Origin of the sequence: Pseudoalteromonas sp. BSi20429, assembly GCF_000238895.1 — a bacterium.
Lineage (GTDB): Bacteria > Pseudomonadota > Gammaproteobacteria > Enterobacterales > Alteromonadaceae > Pseudoalteromonas > Pseudoalteromonas arctica.
On sequence record NZ_BADV01000015.1, the window covers coordinates 1 to 17,104 of the forward strand.

A 17,104-nucleotide genomic window follows, 5' to 3' on the forward strand; every position below is an offset into this window, starting at 1 on the left:
TTTTTATAGGTTGCTAATCTTTCAAGGCTCTTCGGAGTATCTTACCTACGTTAGTTTTAGGTAACTCATCCCTAAACTCTACCAGCTTGGGGACCTTGTAATTAGTTAAATTATCACGACAGTGACTTATTATATCTTTTTCAGTTAAAGAAGGGTCTTTTTTCACAACAAAAACTTTAACTTGTTCACCACTTACATCGTGAGGAATACCAATAGCAGCTACTTCAAGCACACCTTCGTGCATAGCCACTACTTCTTCAATCTCATTAGGGAAAACATTAAAGCCAGATACGATGATCATGTCTTTTTTACGATCTACAATAAAGAAGAAACCTTCGTCATCATAAGTCGCAATATCGCCTGTAGCAAACCAGCCGTCTTTTAAACATTCAGCGGTTGCATCTGGTCGCTTGTAATAGCCAACCATTACTTGCGGGCCTTTAACACAAAGCTCGCCAGGTTCACCTTTAGCAGCTTCTTCGCCGTTATCTAAAACTAATTTAATATCAGTGTTAGGCGCTGGTAAACCAATAGAGCCATTGTATGCTTTCAAATCAAAAGGACTAATAGTAACTAAAGGAGAACATTCTGTAAGGCCATAACCTTCCATTAATTTTGAGCCAGTCACTTTTTGCCATTTTTCAGCAACAGGACGTTGAACGGCCATACCGCCGCCTAAAGACATTTTTAAATGACTAAAATCAAGTTCAGCAAAACCTGGTGTGTTTAATAAACCATTAAATAATGTATTAACACCGGTAATAGCTGTGAAATTGTGTTGACCCAGCTCTTTAACAAACCCAGGCATATCTCGTGGGTTTGTAATTAATATATTTAAACCACCGTACTTCATAAATGTTAGGCAGTTAGCTGTTAAGGCAAATATATGATAAAGCGGTAAAGCAGTCACAACCACTTCTTCACCACGGTTTAACACTTTGTCTAAACAACCTGAAACTTGTTCAAGGTTACCAACCATGTTGCCATGGCTCAGCATTGCCCCTTTAGATACACCTGTTGTGCCGCCGGTGTACTGTAAAAAAGCAAGATCAGACAAGCTCATTTCAGGGCGCGTATATTTAGCTTCATCTGCAGCTAAAACGTCTGAAAATTTAATTGTGTTAGGCAAGTTGAACTTTGGCACCATTTTTTTAATGTGCTTAACAACAAAGTTAACTACATGCTTTTTAAGCCCGCCAACCATATCGCCTACTTGCGTGACCACAATATGCTTAACATCAGTATGAGCAAGTGACTTTTCAAGTGTGTCAGCAAAGTTTGCTAGGATGAAAATAGCCGTAGTGTCAGAGTCTTTTAGCTGATGCTCTAATTCACGTACCGTGTAAAGTGGGTTAACATTTACAACCACACAACCTGCACGCAAAACACCTAAAATTGTGACTGGTGTTTGTAGTAAGTTAGGCATCATTACGGCAACTTTGTCGCCTTTTTTAAGACCCAAATCATTTTGAATATAGGAAGCAACTTTTTTTGTTGCTGTGTCTATTTCATCGTAAGACATCGTTTTACCCATATTCGTAAATGCAGGTAAATCGGTGTAGTCACTAAAACTTTTTTCGAACACTTCGAGTAACGAGTTGTAATGCTCAGGATCGATTGTTTCAGGCATACCCTCTGGGTAGCGCTTAAGCCAGATTTTTTCCACTCTTAGCCCCTGTTTATAATTATATTTTTATTAACCTTAATCTAAGTAAGGCGCTTTAACAATTGAGCAAATACTCTAATGCAGGAATAATCCCACATTTAACACAAACTTACAATTAACATGCACCATTTTGCAGCATAAAGTCTTGAATATGCTCAAAACATAGTTCACTGCTTTGCATGTGGCAATGATGCCCACCATCTACATTAATGACCTTCAAGCTATTGTAATAACTAATATACTTTGCCAAATTTTGTTTTACAAACGAATAACCTTCGTTACCTAAAATTAATTGACATGGTGCAATTAAATCTTTTATTGCACCAATACATTGCGCCTCATCAAACCTAAAACCTGAGTGATTTTTGAGCTTTGGATCTGTTGTTAGCACAAAACCATCTAGAACCTGTTTTATATTTCGCTGCATTAATAGCGTAATAAGCTCGCTATTTAAATCGGTTGTTTGAGCGCGTGCTTCATAAATAAGTTCTTTCGATTTATAAATTCTCGACTTTTTATTTTTTAAACGCGCTCTATTTAGTACCGCACTTTTTAACTGTTCACACACACCTTCACTAGGGGTTGTAACACAACCAATTCCCTCAATAAAGGTAACAGACTTTACATAATCACTAAAGCAGCTAGCAAAAAGACCTGCAACCATAGCCCCCATTGAATGACCTACTAAATGTACTTTTTTAACACCAAGCGCACTTATAAGTTGGTACACATCATCTATATAATCAATAAAATAATAGTGTGCATCATCACTTCGCCAAGACGATAAACCGTGCCCAACAAAGTCAATGCAGTACCAAGTGTGCTCTGGGTTAACGTTGTTTAACATTGGCATAAAGCTATGGCAGTTGTCTAACCACCCATGCAACGCTATTACTATTTCGTTCCCTGAACCTACTTTTAAGCCATGAATATTTAAATTATTTGTTTCAATATTAAATGGCTGCACGGTAAGTCCTTTATTAATTTAGAGCATCATTATTTATAGCATACAAGTTGTCAGACCACTAACTTAGAAAATGGTGCCAAATTCACGATTTAATTATCTTTATGATGTAAAAAAAAGCAAAGAATGAAAATCAAACTTAATATTATCAACTACTTAAATTTAAAAAAACAAACTAACCGTTTTCAACAAGCTTGTTTTGTATACTTTTCAAACAATCAAAAGGTAGTGGTATTATATGTACTTAGGCTATAACTAGTATAATTTAAATAAATAGAACTAACAGCGTTAACTACAATTCTATGTATATAAAATCAAAGTATAAATTATAAATATCTCAGATATTCATTTATTTATCATCCTATCTGTATACAATATCAGCGGCTATTAAATAAGGTACACTCATAAGGTACAACCATGAAAAAACAGATCAGCTTATTGGCACTTTTATGCACCGCTTCTGGTGCTTACGCAGAATCAGCACCTAAAAATGTAATTTATATGATTGGTGACGGCATGGGTCCGGCTTACACCACGGCTTATCGCTATTTTAAAGACGACCCTGCAACAAAAGAAGTAGAAGGCACGGTTTTTGACACTATTTTAAAAGGCATGGCTCATACCTACCCTGACGACCATACTTATGTAACAGACAGTGCTGCGGGTGCTACAGCGCTTAGTAGCGGTCATAAAAGTTATAATGGCGCAGTTGCTGTAGATACAGACAAAAAACCAGTTAAAACTATGCTTGAAATAGCAAAAGAGCGTGGTATGACAACAGCGCTTGTTGTAACGTCACAAATAAACCATGCAACACCTGCTAGCTTTACAGCTCACAATGAATCTCGTTACAACTACGATGATATTGCCAACGATTATATTGATAATAAGATTGCTGGTAAATTACCCGTTGATTTAATGCTAGGTGGCGGTACTAAATATTTTATTCGTGATGACCGGAATTTAGTTGAAGAATTTAAAGCGGCAGGTTACCAATACGGTGACGATATTAATAATCTGGGCCAAATCACACAAATACCTGCCATAGGTTTGTATGCGAGCAAAGGCCTGCCATTTGCACTTGATATAAACCCAACTCGCCTTACTCAGTTAACATCTAAAGCGCTTGGTTTACTAGATAACCAGAACGAAGAAGGCTTTTTTGTGATGATTGAGGGCAGCCAAATTGATTGGTGTGGTCACTCTAACGATATAGCCTGTGCGATGGCTGAAATGGACGACTTTGCTAAATCAATCGAAAAAGCAAAAGCGTACGTTGATAAAAATAAAGACACTATACTTGTAGTTACAGCCGATCACTCAACGGGCGGCTTAACTATTGGTTCGCACGGCCAATTTAAATGGGAAACAGACGTAATTAAAGGTGTTAAGGCAACGGCTAGTAAGTTAACAGACAAACTTATGGAGTCTAAAGACTTAAAACCAGTATGGACTGCTAACACCAATATTGAATTTACAACTGAAAACCAAATCAAACTTGAGCAAGCTAAAAAAATGGGCGAAAAAGCGCTTAATTTAGCTGTTAAAAGTATTATTAGTGATGCGAGCTTTACTGGCTGGACAACCGGCGGACACACCGCTGTAGACGTTCAAGTATTTGCCTATGGCAAAGGCAGTGAGCAATTTATTGGCTCACAAAATAATACTGATATTGCCGATAAGCTAATTGGCTTTATTGAACAGTAATACCAATCCGCAATAATACTTAATCAATTTGAGGGGTTAAATCTGACGTTAACTACGTTAAAAATTTCTGATATAGAACAACTAAATAACGAAATTTTTGCCTTGTTATCGACACGATTTTCTTCCCTCAAAATAGATCACTTAATTAAGCGAATTGGTATAATTTCACCTCGTTTTTAACACAAAAGCCCGAACACATGTTCGGGCTTTTTATTAAATTTTATCACTGTATTTATCTAAACGTTTGAATGAGCTTTAAGCGTATATATCAACGCCTATTAAATTTTGTACTTCGGCTCTGCGTTCTAAATTTGCAAATTCAGTATAAGTAGAAATCGCTTTGCTTACTTGAGCTGTCGGTTGGTCGTAAATTGTTTGGCTGTATTCATTGCTTTTAGCACTGCTTTTAAACAGTTGATTAGCCAGTTCGACGCCCTCGACACTGCTTTTTACATAATCGGTATTCGTTTTTTGAGCAGCCGGCTGGTCTAATAAACTCTGTGGTTTATTAGTAACAACTTTAGTAGGGCTAACCCTACCCGGAATATCTCCGGTAAAAAAACCTGAACCAATAGGCAGCGTCATTACGCGTCTCCAACCTTAATATCGCATAAAATTATGATTTAAAAACAACCAATTTGCAAATAATATGATTACTCACGTCCTGGTAGCTTTTTCCACGTTACCGTATCGCGCACATATTTAGGTTGAGCGTCACTCGCTTTTACAACGTAACCCGCTAAAAACGCGGCTTCAACATGCGCTAACATATAACGCGCATCAGGCAATGTAATATCAGTATTAATTCTCACGTTTTCAAAGTCATTAAGCGCATCAGGATAGGTTTTAAAGCCTGTGCCCACGGCTATAGATGGCTCAGTAGTCGCTATATAATGATTATTTAGTAAATCAGGTTTTATAACGCACTCTTGGTTAACTAAAAGCATTAGATTATTTTGCGCTTGGTAATGTGCAAAGTATATCTCCCCCATACGCGCATCTATGCTTGGATAAACACTAAGACTACCGTTTTGTTCAAACGCTTGTTGCGCCATAATAGCCAAAGTAGACACACCTACAAGTGGCAAATTAGTTGAATACGCTAAACCTTGTGCTATTGCTACACTAATACGCACACCAGTAAAACTGCCCGGGCCTTGCCCAAAACCAATGACATCTAAGTCTTTTAATTTACAGTTTGCTTTAGTTAATAGCTCATCCACAAGTGGAAGTATTTTTTGGCTATGTTGCTGCGGACATTCTTCAAAATGATGAAATGTTTGGCCCTGAAAATGTAAAACAATTGAAAGTGCTTCAGTTGAAGCATCAAGGGCAAGAATATTACTTTTGATCATTTTATTACTCTAATTAATTTGTTTTAAAAATGTATTGGCATCTTCTAAGCTTCGCGTGCGGCGCATCGGCGGTAAGCTTTTTAAAAATACTTGGCCATATTGGCGTGTAACTAAGCGATTATCGCATATTACAAGTACGCCTTTGTCTTTGCTATCTCGAATTAAACGCCCTACACCTTGTTTTAGCGCAATAACAGCCTGCGGTAATTGTATGTGTGAAAAAGGGTCTTTTCCCTGCATTTGGCAATCTTGCATTTTAGCTTGAAGCAATGGATCGTCAGGGGCTGCAAATGGCAATTTGTCTATAATAACACAGCTTAATGTGCTGCCGCGTACATCAACGCCTTCCCAAAAAGAAGCCGTGCCCAGTAATACAGCATTACCATGGCGGGTAAATTTCTCTAAAATAATACGCTTAGACATTTGCCCCTGCATATAAACTGGGTAGTCTATTTGTGTGGTGAGCCCTTCGGCAACTAAGTGCATCATTCGATAGCTCGTAAATAACACAAAACAACGCCCTTGCGCTGACTTTATAAGCTCAAGTGTTAATTTTACAATCGCATGCGGCATATTATCAGCGTGCGATTCAGGTAAGTAACGCGGTAAACACAGCAACGCCTGATTAGGGTAATCAAACGGGCTATCTACCATCATGCTTTGCTTTGGTTTTAAACCAAGGCTTGCATTAAAGTGCTCTAGTTTATTGTCGACCGAAAGTGTTGCTGATGTAAATACAAAGCCTGCCCCCGTGTCTTGCATCATTTGAGCAAATTTAGTTGATACATTTAATGGCGTTATATTAATCGTTAAATAACGGCGCGTTGTTTCATACCAATAACTAAAGCCGGTTTGGGCTGTATCAAAAACCCGCTCTAACTGTCCTTTAAACGCAAGTGCACGTTCAAATGGATGCTCAATTTTGTCGCTTCTATCTAGGCAAAGTTTAAGTACTTGATAAACAAAATCTAAATCACTAATGACACGATGAAGTGCCGCGCATATTTGTTTATCACTTAGCTTTTCTCGCCAATCGCCTCTACTGCCATCAACACCAAACTGTAATCGTAAATCAGCAACGCTTGTTTCAAGCTTATTTAAGCTTTTACCTAGCTGCAGCATATCGGGAATTTCGGCTCTATAAATAGCACGTAAATCATTAATTAAATCCACCAGCTTTTTAGTACTAATACTCTCACCAAAATAATCACTGGCAATTTCGCTTAACTGGTGGGCTTCATCAAATATATACGCGTCAGCTTTTGGCATAAGCTCAGCAAAGCCACTTTCTTTTACGGCCATGTCGGCAAAAAACAAATGATGGTTAATCACAACTACGTCGGCATCGGCCGCAGTTAAACGTGCTTTGCGTATATAACAGCTTTGAAAATCTGGACACTCTTTACCTAAGCAATTATCGGCTGTTGAATTTACATAAGGCAGTACTTTCGCGTCATCTTCTATACCAATACAATCGGCCAAATCGCCTGATTGCGTTTCACTGGCAAACTTAGCCACCATCGCTAGTTGATGCATTACGTCGGAGTCGTCAGTAGGCACATGCGCAACATGCTGATTAAGTCGGTAGGTACATAAGTAATTGGCACGCCCTTTTAATAAGGCGGTTTTTTTAGAAGCACCAAGCGCTTTCACTAATTGAGGTAAATCGCGGTGATATAACTGTTCTTGTAAGGCTTTAGAACCAGTCGATATTATCGTTCGGCCTTTTGATTTAAGTGCAGGGGCTAAATATGCAAATGTTTTACCAGTACCCGTGCCTGCTTCAACAACTAATTGCGAACTGTTTTTTAATGCATCTGCAACAGCTACTGCCATATCAATTTGTGGTTGGCGAGGCGTATATCCATCTAACGATGACGCCAAAGGCCCGGTTGCACTAAACAGCTGTTTGATAATACCAATCACTTTAAAATAAATAATAGCGGGATTTTACGTAAGCAAAGCATTTAGGGCAAGTAATTACAAAATCGACTTTTATTTTATGATGCAACACACGTTTCAATAATGTGATTAACCACTAAAGTTTACAACAAACACTGTATTTATAACGTACATTTAATTTAATAATGACAATATTTACAAAGCCTAATTTCCTATTAACTCTTACTAAAAACAATCCGTATTAAAAGCTATATTTAGGCATAAATACTGTGACTCTCAAATATTACAGGAGTAACATACGCGGGTTTATAATCCTCCTTTTTGTGTGTCGTTTAAAAAATAGTTAAGGTTAATCAATGAATGCTTGGTACCTCATTTGTTTTCTCTCTGCAATTGCAATTTTTATAGCCTTTGCAAACCAGTACATCCTCAAAATGCAAACTACCATTGCCATTACTACCGGCTCTGTGGTTATTTCTTTATTACTGATTATTGCAGTAAAATTATTAGGCGATCAGAACGCATTAGCAATGACCCAAATTGTTTCCAGTATTGACTTTAACGAGTTACTACTTAAAGGCATGTTGGGGTTTTTACTTTATGCGGGTGCGCTCGAAATAAACCTACTTGCCCTGCGTAAGCAGCGGTGGGAAATTACTGCACTGGTCTTGTTTTCAACCATTGCCTCCACATTTATAGTGGGTTATTTGAGCTTTTATTTATTTTCAGTTTTTGGTTTTGATGTCCCTTTTATTTATTGTTTACTGTTTGGCGCGCTTATTAGCCCAACCGACCCTATCGCTGTACTTGCTATTATTAAACAAATGCGAGCGCCAGAAGGCATCTCAGTTCAAGTAGAAGGTGAGTCGCTATTTAACGATGGTATTGGTTTAGTTATATTTACCACTATATTTTCTGTTGCTTTTTATGGCACAGATGCACAATTTGGTGACATAGCAGAGCTATTCTTTGTTGATGCAATAGGGGGCATTGCGTTTGGTTTAGTTATTGCATTGGTTGGCCACTTTTTAATTATTAATAGCCGCGATGTAAATATTCGCCTATTAATTACCTTAACTATCCCAACAGCAGGTTTTGCTGCAGCAAATATTTGGGAAATATCTGGCGCACTTGCCATGGTAACCAGTGGCATATTAATGGGTAATATTACCCGCACCAAAGCAACCGAGCGCACGGGCCCCGAAGACACGCGCTACGTAAAAGATTTTTGGCATGCAACCGACAGCTTTCTAAATGCTCTACTGTTTTTAATAATAGGTATGCTAATAGTCACTATGCCAATCACGCTTGGCGAAATTGGTTTAGGGCTATTAATGGTACCTGTTGTACTGCTAGCACGCTTTATAAGTGTAGGCGCACCATTTGTAATTTTTAAACGCTTTAGAACTTACGATAAACACAGTGTTAAAATTTTGACCTGGGGTGGACTACGTGGTGGCCTTGCTCTGGCAATGGCGGCAGCAATCCCACGCGAGCAAGTTTTTGTAGGCGGTTCAGACCTACATAACCTAATCGTTATTGTTACTTACGTAGTGGTTATATTTTCTATTATTGTACAAGGATTAACTATTTCGCCGCTTATTCAAAGCAGCATTAAGTCAGCTGAGCAAGCCAAGTAATAAATGCTTTGTCTGCAACATATTCAGTAACCAAGTTATTATAAAAATCACTTGGTTACTGTTACTCACGTGTTACAAAAACACTTTAAAGTTCTATAAATTGTTATCCTTTTTATTTATCTGCTTTGTTTAAATTAATCCGCTTGAAATGCAAATGAAAACAATTATAATTTTGACTTTTCCTCTACAGGGCTTTTCGATGTCCATAAATAATTCTCACATGTTTTTAAATTTGGTGTCTCTGAGCAAACGACAATTTCAATGTTTTTTTATGCTTTTTATAATGGTCATGGCAAGCTTTAGTGTTTCAGCCTCGCCTAATGAGCAAACAAAAATAAAACAAATTGCACAGCTTGCAGAGTATGTAGGTGTTGATTACGTGGCAGCTGTTGGGAATGGTGAAATACTTGATCCTGACGAATATCAAGAAATGACTGAATTTTCGCACGTTATTATTGAGCAAGCTGGACAGCTATCAAGCCAAACAAATGAGTTTGATACAGTAAAGGCACAAGCTAAAGACCTGCATACAGCGATTGCCAATAAAGCGAGTGTTGCCGATGTACGTGCAGCAAGCTCAGCGCTTCGTGAGTCGCTACTTACCTTTATGCCGCAACTATCGTTACCTACATCACTACTTCCTGTTGAGCAAACCAAAGCGCTTTTTGCTGCTAACTGTTCAATGTGTCACGGCCCTAGTGGTCAAGGCGACGGCCCGCTTGCAAAAAACTTATCGCCAGAGCCTACCAACTTTACCGATGAAGAACGCGCAACTAACCGCTCATTAATGGGTTTATTTGACGCTGTAAGTAACGGTATTAACGACACGCCAATGGTTGCTTTTACTCAATTTAATGAACAACAACGTTGGTCTTTAGCTTTTTATGTAGGTAGCTTGGCATTTAAAGATGTTCAAAAACCACAAAATCTAGAGCAAAACATTACCGCTTCGCAGATTGTAAACTTAAACCCTGCACAATTATCGGCAGGTCAAAGTGAAGCACAAGCTCATTACGTTAAATGGCTTCGTGGTAATCCAGAGCAACTATTTACCGGTAAAAAGAATCCGATAACGGTTACTCGCACGCAGTTACTTGCAGCACAAGCCGCGCATGCTAAAGGCAATTACTCACAAGCAAGTGATTTAGCAATTAGCGCTTACCTAGATGGCTTTGAGCTTGTTGAAAACAACTTAAATGCCTACGACGAAACACTGCGTAAAAACATCGAAGTACAACTGATGAACCTGCGCCAAACATTTAAAAACGAGAAAGATACAGCCATCGTTGGCGAAAAAGTAAGTGCAGCGCTAGCTCAACTCGCTAAAGCAGATAGCATGCTAAACGAAACCAAACTAACTGATGGTGCACTCCTCTCAGCGAGTTTAGTTATATTACTACGCGAAGGCCTAGAAGCACTCCTCGTTATTATTGCCCTTATGACCGTACTTATTAAAACTAAACGCCAAGACGCGCTTAAATATGTACATGTTGGTTGGGTAACCGCACTTCTTGCAGGTGGTTTAACGTGGGCTGCGGCGCAAACATTAATAGAAATAAGTGGTGCAAGTCGCGAAGTTATGGAAGGTGCTGGTGCATTGTTTGCCGCTGTAATTTTACTGTATGTTGGCGTATGGATGCACAGTAAAACCAGTGCGCAGCAATGGCAAAAATACATCAAAGACAATATAGATAAGCGTCTTGAGTCGGGTACATTATGGGGTTTAGCAGGGCTTTCGTTTATAGCCGTATACCGAGAAGTATTCGAAACCGTACTGTTCTATCAGTCTTTATTAACGCAAAGCTCGCCTGCCCAATATTCATCTATTGCTTCGGGTTTTGCGATAGCTGTAGCAATACTGGCTATTATTACGTGGGTATTAATTAAGTACTCAATTAAATTACCGGTTGCTAAGTTTTTTGCAATTACTACTTACCTATTATTTGCACTCTCGTTTGTACTTATGGGCAAAGCCGTTATTGCATTACAAGAGGCCGACATAATAGGTATTGCGCCGCTACCAATGAGCTTTGATATTGCATGGCTTGGTATAAAATCAACATGGCAAGGTATTGTGGCTCAAATATGTGTGTTCGCTATATTTAGCTTTTATATATTTAAAAGCAAAAACCAAGAGTAATGCCAATCTGCTTAAGAGTTTAAGCTAATTGGCATAAGCAAAATACATAGTAAAAAGGCCCGCAAGGGCCTTTTTGAGTTGATTGCTTATGTATTTAGTAAAGTTGGTATTATCAAGCCCATGTATCTAAATGGGGGTTTTCGTCACCATCTAGGTTAGACTTTTTTTTATTATTTTGATCATCAAGCATATTGAGCTTTTTCTTTTTTTGTAACTCACGCCTTTTTTTATTCTCTAATTCAACTTTTTCAGCGGCAGCCCCACTTTGCACACCCGCAATATGAAAAGCACTTTTTGACTCAACTTCTAGCCTAGTTATTCTTCCTAAATAAGGGATCATAATATCCATAAGTACTTCCTTATTTTTTCATTTTATTCATTAACCACTTGGTTTGAGTGATAAACAACCAATTGTTGGCGAAAATTGCGCTTATTATCTTAATATTATCGACAGTTATAACATATGCTTTAATTAAGCTAAAAAAAACTTGCCATAATATAGCTGTTTATGTTTTTATGAATGCGAAATTTATTTAAACAGATAACAACTGCACGTTAACAAACCAACGGGCAGTTACATAGGATAAAAAATGCGCTTAAACCTGACAACAGTACATCATCACCACCATTCACCGGAATAACCTGTCAGGTCTTTCGCTGAGAGGTTATTCCTAAAAGGAACCTCTGGCGATTCAAATAACATTGATTCATTTTCGCCCTGAGGTTCCCCTCGGGGTTTTTAGTTTTTAAATTAAAGGAAAATGAATAATGAACAACAGTAATCGTCTACGTATCGCCATCCAAAAAGGCGGCCGCCTATCTAAAGATTGTCAAGATCTGCTTAAACAGTTAGGTGTTAAACTTAACCTTCGTGAACAACGCTTAATTGCACACTCAACTAATATGCCAATTGACGTACTACGTGTGCGCGATGACGATATTCCGGGTTTAGTAATGGACGGTGTATGTGACTTAGGCATAGTTGGCGAAAACGTACTAGTAGAAGTTCAAGCAGAACGTGAACGCCAAGGTGTTCCAAGTGAAGTAACCAAACTTTCAAAACTAGACTTTGGTTACTGTCGTCTTGCACTAGCATGGCCACAAGAGCTTGGCGCTCGCGATAAGAGCTGGTTTGAAGGCAAACGTATTGCTACTACCTACCCAGAAATTTTAACTCAGTGGTTAAAGCGCGAAGGCATTAACGCAAGTACAGTAATGCTTACGGGTTCTGTTGAAGTAGCACCGCGTGCGGGTTTATCTGATGCAATTTGTGATTTAGTATCTACTGGTGCAACACTTGAAGCTAACGGCTTGATTCAAGGCGAAACAATTTTAGAATCAAACGCCTGTTTAATTCAAAATAAAGATCTTCAAGATGCTGACAAACTAGCACTAATCAATAAACTTATGCCGCGCCTACGTGGTGTTAGACAAGCTAAAGAAAGCAAATACATCATGCTACACGCACCAAAAAACAAACTTGATGAAATTTGTGAAATTTTACCAGGTTCTGGTCAGCCTACTCTACTTGCCCTTGCTGGTAACGATGAATACGTAGCACTTCACATGGTAAGCAGCGAAACATTATTTTGGGAAACAATGGAGCAGTTAAAAGCCCTAGGCGCTAACTCTATTTTAGTTATGCCAATTGAAAAAATGATGGAGTAAGTGCCATGCTTCGTTGGAATGAGGAATCTTCACAAGTACAAGCAGCGGCGCTAATGCGCCCTGCAGTTTCTGCCAGTGCCAAGGTTGAAGCTATATGCAAAACTATTTTAGCTAACGTAAAAGAGCAAGGCGATGAAGCCTTACTTAGCATGGCTAAAGAGTTTGATAATAGATCTAACCCTCGCTTATGTGTTCCGCTTGATGAAATTAACGCATCAGAGCAAGCACTAAGTGCAGAGCTTAAATACGCAATTGATACCGCTTATGCAAACGTTAAACGTTTTCACGAAGCTCAATTGCCAAAAGATATTAAATTATCGACCCAACCAGGCGTTGTATGTGAACTGAAATATCAAGCCATCGAAGCAGTCGGTATTTATGTACCCGGTGGCAGTGCTCCACTGCCATCGTCGGTTATTATGCAGGGTGTATTAGCGCAGTTAAGCGGCGCAAAAACCGTTGTACTTGCTACACCGGTACAAGGTGATAAAGCGATTAACCCTGCTATTTTATATGCAGCTAAGTTATGTGGCATTACTACTTTAATAGAAAGTGGTGGCGCAGGCGCAATTGCCGCAATGGCTTATGGCACCGAATCGGTTCCTAAAGTGAACAAAATATTTGGCCCAGGTAATAGCTTTGTAACAATGGCTAAACAGCTCGTTGCGCAAACTATTCCAGGTATGGCAATTGATATGCCAGCAGGTCCGTCTGAAGTACTTGTTATTGCAGATGAACGTGCAAACCCAGAATTTATAGCCGCCGATTTACTCTCACAAGCAGAGCACGGTGCAGACTCGCAAGTTATTTTATTATGTAACAGCGAAAGTATAATAGAACAAACTCAGCAGGCACTTACACGCCAGTTGGCTAATTTGAGTCGCAAAGAAACAGCCGAGCAAGCGCTCGCTAATTCTTCGCTTATTTTGGTTGATTCAATTGAGCAAGCATTTGATGTATCGGCGCAATACGGGCCAGAGCACTTAATTTTACAACTAGGCGATGCAACACCTTACCTAGATAAAGTTAAAAACGCAGGCTCAGTATTTGTAGGTGACTACACGCCAGAATCTGCAGGCGATTACGCATCAGGTACTAACCACGTGTTACCAACATATGGTTACAGTGCAACATATTCTAGCTTAAACTTGCTTGATTTTTTTCGTACATACACAGTGCAAACAATTACTAAAAGTGGTTTAACCCAGCTTTCAAAAGCTATTTTACCACTTGCAGATGCAGAAGGCCTTGATGCCCACGCTAATGCGGTTTCAATTCGTTTAGAGGCAATTAAAAATGAGCAATGAGAGCGCACAAGCGTCTAGCTTATTACCTAAGAATATTGCAGCCCTTGCTGCATACAGCTCTGCAAAAAGTGAAAAGCTAACCGGTACTACGTGGCTAAATGCTAACGAAAGCCCATATGCTAGAAATCTTGAACTGAGTATTGAAGATTTAAATCGCTACCCTGATCCACAACCGCAACTGGTTATTGACCGTTACGCCGCTTATACAGAGCTTGAAAGCGAAAATATATTAATGACGCGCGGCGCAGATGAAGGCATTGAGCTTTTAGTGCACACATATTGTGAACCAGCTAAAGATAGTATTGCGCTATTTTTACCAACCTACGGTATGTACAAAGTAACGGCCGATACACACAACGTTGGCATTAATGCGCTTACCCAAGAGTTATTACTAAATGGCAGTGTTGACGAAATAATCGCAGCTGTAGGCAGCTCAAAACTGGTGTTTATTTGTAACCCAAATAACCCAACGGGTAGCTTAACGCCACTTGATAAAGTAAAAGCGATTGCAACAGCACTTGCAGGTAAAGCATTAGTTATTGTTGATGAAGCCTATATAGAGTTTTGCCCAGAGCAAAGCGCCACTAAACTTATTAATGAATTTAGTAATGTAGTGGTTTTGCGTACGCTTTCTAAAGCCTTTGCGCTAGCGGGCCTTAGAACCGGCTTTACCCTTGCACAAGCAGTAACTCTTGCGCCAATTCGTAAAGTCATTGCGCCGTATCCGGTATCAGGTGTTGTAGCAAGTATTGCAGCGCAAGCAATTGCACCTGATGCAATTACATCGATGCGCCGCCAAGTGACTATTTTAAATAGCTTAAAAGCTAAATTAGTGGATTGGCTAAACGCCTCCCCTGCTGCATTAAAAATTCTCACTGGTGAAGGTAACTTTGTTACTTTAAAATTAGCCGATAAAAACTACTTTAAAATTGCACTTGAGCAAGGTTTGGTTATGCGCGCTTTTACGCTATACGGTGAAGACGACTGGCTACGAATTTCAATTGGCAGTGAACAAGAACTTGAACAAGTAAAAATTTGGTTAGATGGCTTACAAACGCCGGCTACCACAGCACCTTTAGCAGGAAACGAAGTATCATGAGTAACCCTTATTTATTTATAGACCGCGACGGCACTATTATTGAAGAGCCAATTACCGACAAACAGGTAGATAGCCTTGAAAAGCTAGCATTTTTACCTGGTGTTATTCCTGCGTTGTTACAATTACAAGCTGCAGGTTACCGTTTAGTTATGGTATCTAACCAAGATGGTTTGGGCACAGATAGCTTCCCTACTGCTGATTTTGATATTGCACAAGACAAAATGATGGACATAATGCAAAGCCAAGGCATTAGCTTTGACGAAGTATTAATTTGCCCTCACTTTAACGAGCAAAACTGCGATTGCCGTAAACCTAAAACAGGCTTACTTACCGAGCTTATGCGCTCAGGCAAAGTAGATTTAGCACGCTCTTTTGTTATTGGCGACCGTGAAACTGATATTGGCCTTGCTCAAAACCTATGTTGTGAAGGTATTTTATACGACGGCGATTGGAGTGCGATAGTAACTAAATTGACCACCGCAAACCGCGAAGGTCGTGTTACACGCAACACAAAAGAAACCCAAATTGATGTGGCAATAAACTTAGATCAAACTAAAAATGGCAGCATAGACACCGGGCTTGGCTTTTTTGATCACATGCTTGATCAAATTCGCACCCACGCAAACATTGGTTTAAACATTAAAGCCAAAGGCGATTTACACATAGACGAGCACCACCTTGTTGAAGACATTGGTATTGCTCTTGGTGTTGCACTTAAACAAGCGCTTGGCACTAAATCGCAAATTGCACGCTATGGTTTTGCGCTTCCTATGGATGAATGTAAAGCCGAAGCACAAATTGATTTATCGGGCCGTGCATCATTTGTATTAAACGCTAACTTTAGCCGCGAAAAAGCAGGCGACTTAGACGTGCAAATGGTTGAGCACTTTTTCAAAAGCTTAAGTGATAACGCTGCTATTAGCCTTATTTTATCGGTAAGCGACGGTAACTGTCATCACCAAGTAGAAGGCTTATTTAAAGCATTTTCACGTGCACTTCGCATGGCAGTAGCACAAGACACGACCCAACAAACAGCCAGCTCTAAGGGATGTTTATGATTGCCATAATTAATACCGGTTGTGCCAATATAAATTCAGTACGCTTTGCGTTTGAACGCTTAGGCCAAACGCCAACAGTAATTACTTCACCAGAGCAATTAGCGGGTTTTGAGCGCGCTATATTACCAGGTGTAGGTCACGCATCGGTTGCTATGAAGCGCCTAGTCGATAACGGCTGGCAACAAGCTATAAATGAATACCAGCGCCCGCTTATGGGTATTTGTTTAGGTATGCAGTTACTGTGCGAAAGCACCGAAGAAGGTAACGTACAGTGCCTAGGTAAAATACCAGGGCAAGTAAAAGCGCTTGATGTAGGCAATTTAACGTCGCCGCATATGGGTTGGAATAACTTAAGCGTTAATAAAGAGCATGCATTAACTAAAGGGCTGACGCTCGATGAGCAAGTGTATTTTGTTCACAGCTTTGCGCACACTGTAAATGACGCCACACTCGTGAGCGGCGAATACGGTCAAACCTTTTCAGCCATTGTTGCTAAAGACAATTACGCGGGCATGCAATTTCACCCAGAGCGCAGCGCTAAAGTTGGCGCACGTTTATTACAAAATTTTGTTGATTGGCAGTTGTAAGCTGCCCATTA

The 17,104-nt window shown here is 39.5% G+C and carries 14 protein-coding genes; 8 read left to right on the forward strand and 6 right to left on the reverse strand.

Features of this window, described 5'->3' with window-relative positions; genetic code table 11:
* Nucleotides 1-13 precede the first annotated feature (13 nt).
* Together fadD and P20429_RS16680 are read right to left on the reverse strand one after the other, a co-directional pair.
* Nucleotides 14-1,666 (reverse strand): long-chain-fatty-acid--CoA ligase FadD, encoded by a 1,653-nt coding sequence (fadD, locus tag P20429_RS16685; RefSeq protein WP_007580629.1) that lies wholly within the window; start codon nt 1,664-1,666, stop codon nt 14-16.
* Nucleotides 1,667-1,781: 115 nt separating this feature from the next.
* Complete coding sequence (locus P20429_RS16680; RefSeq protein WP_007580630.1) at nt 1,782-2,633, reverse strand: alpha/beta hydrolase; 852 nt, start codon at nt 2,631-2,633, stop codon at nt 1,782-1,784.
* Between the two features lie 414 nt (nt 2,634-3,047).
* Between P20429_RS16680 and P20429_RS16675 the strand changes: the two genes are divergently transcribed.
* On the forward strand, nt 3,048-4,337 hold the full coding sequence (locus tag P20429_RS16675) for an alkaline phosphatase (RefSeq protein WP_007580632.1): 1,290 nt from the start codon (nt 3,048-3,050) through the stop codon (nt 4,335-4,337).
* Nucleotides 4,338-4,592: 255 nt separating this feature from the next.
* On the opposite strand, the gene P20429_RS16670 is transcribed toward P20429_RS16675, so the two are convergent.
* The 3 genes from P20429_RS16670 to P20429_RS16660 all read right to left on the reverse strand — a co-directional run bounded on the left by P20429_RS16670 (nt 4,593) and on the right by P20429_RS16660 (nt 7,618).
* The gene (locus P20429_RS16670) at nt 4,593-4,922 is read right to left on the reverse strand and encodes a hypothetical protein (protein ID WP_007580633.1); all 330 of its coding nucleotides are present in this window, start codon (nt 4,920-4,922) and stop codon (nt 4,593-4,595) included.
* Nucleotides 4,923-4,990: 68 nt separating this feature from the next.
* Nucleotides 4,991-5,692, reverse strand: a complete 702-nt coding sequence (gene tsaB / locus P20429_RS16665; RefSeq protein ID WP_007580634.1) for a tRNA (adenosine(37)-N6)-threonylcarbamoyltransferase complex dimerization subunit type 1 TsaB — start codon at nt 5,690-5,692, stop codon at nt 4,991-4,993.
* Between the two features lie 9 nt (nt 5,693-5,701).
* Nucleotides 5,702-7,618 carry an ATP-dependent DNA helicase gene (locus P20429_RS16660; protein WP_007580636.1) on the reverse strand — a complete coding sequence of 639 codons (1,917 nt, stop codon included), beginning with the start codon at nt 7,616-7,618 and terminating at the stop codon, nt 5,702-5,704.
* Between the two features lie 332 nt (nt 7,619-7,950).
* On the opposite strand from P20429_RS16660, the gene P20429_RS16655 reads away from it, so the two are divergent.
* Together P20429_RS16655 and P20429_RS16650 are read left to right on the forward strand one after the other, a co-directional pair.
* Nucleotides 7,951-9,234 (forward strand): sodium:proton antiporter, encoded by a 1,284-nt coding sequence (locus P20429_RS16655; protein ID WP_007580638.1) that lies wholly within the window; start codon nt 7,951-7,953, stop codon nt 9,232-9,234.
* A gap of 283 nt (nt 9,235-9,517) precedes the next feature.
* On the forward strand, nt 9,518-11,374 hold the full coding sequence (locus P20429_RS16650) for a cytochrome c/FTR1 family iron permease (protein WP_081473419.1): 1,857 nt from the start codon (nt 9,518-9,520) through the stop codon (nt 11,372-11,374).
* A gap of 112 nt (nt 11,375-11,486) precedes the next feature.
* Here P20429_RS16650 and P20429_RS16645 read toward each other — a convergent pair whose 3' ends face one another.
* A complete protein-coding gene (locus P20429_RS16645; RefSeq protein ID WP_007580641.1) occupies nt 11,487-11,723 on the reverse strand; it encodes a hypothetical protein in 237 nt (78 codons plus the stop codon).
* Nucleotides 11,724-12,142: 419 nt separating this feature from the next.
* Between P20429_RS16645 and hisG the strand changes: the two genes are divergently transcribed.
* Genes hisG through hisH form a run of 5 tightly spaced genes read left to right on the forward strand, consistent with a single transcriptional unit; the run spans nt 12,143 to nt 17,093 of the window.
* On the forward strand, nt 12,143-13,042 hold the full coding sequence (gene hisG / locus P20429_RS16640) for an ATP phosphoribosyltransferase (protein ID WP_007580644.1): 900 nt from the start codon (nt 12,143-12,145) through the stop codon (nt 13,040-13,042).
* 5 nt (nt 13,043-13,047) lie between these two features.
* The gene (gene hisD / locus P20429_RS16635) at nt 13,048-14,349 is read left to right on the forward strand and encodes a histidinol dehydrogenase (protein WP_007580646.1); all 1,302 of its coding nucleotides are present in this window, start codon (nt 13,048-13,050) and stop codon (nt 14,347-14,349) included.
* The gene (gene hisC / locus P20429_RS16630) at nt 14,339-15,448 is read left to right on the forward strand and encodes a histidinol-phosphate transaminase (protein WP_007580648.1); all 1,110 of its coding nucleotides are present in this window, start codon (nt 14,339-14,341) and stop codon (nt 15,446-15,448) included. Before hisD ends, hisC begins: the two co-directional genes overlap by 11 nt.
* Nucleotides 15,445-16,506 carry a bifunctional histidinol-phosphatase/imidazoleglycerol-phosphate dehydratase HisB gene (gene hisB / locus P20429_RS16625; protein ID WP_007580650.1) on the forward strand — a complete coding sequence of 354 codons (1,062 nt, stop codon included), beginning with the start codon at nt 15,445-15,447 and terminating at the stop codon, nt 16,504-16,506. Before hisC ends, hisB begins: the two co-directional genes overlap by 4 nt.
* Nucleotides 16,503-17,093, forward strand: coding sequence for an imidazole glycerol phosphate synthase subunit HisH (gene hisH / locus P20429_RS16620; RefSeq protein WP_002960265.1), 591 nt, complete (start codon nt 16,503-16,505; stop codon nt 17,091-17,093). Before hisB ends, hisH begins: the two co-directional genes overlap by 4 nt.
* The last annotated feature ends 11 nt before the right edge of the window (nt 17,094-17,104 follow it).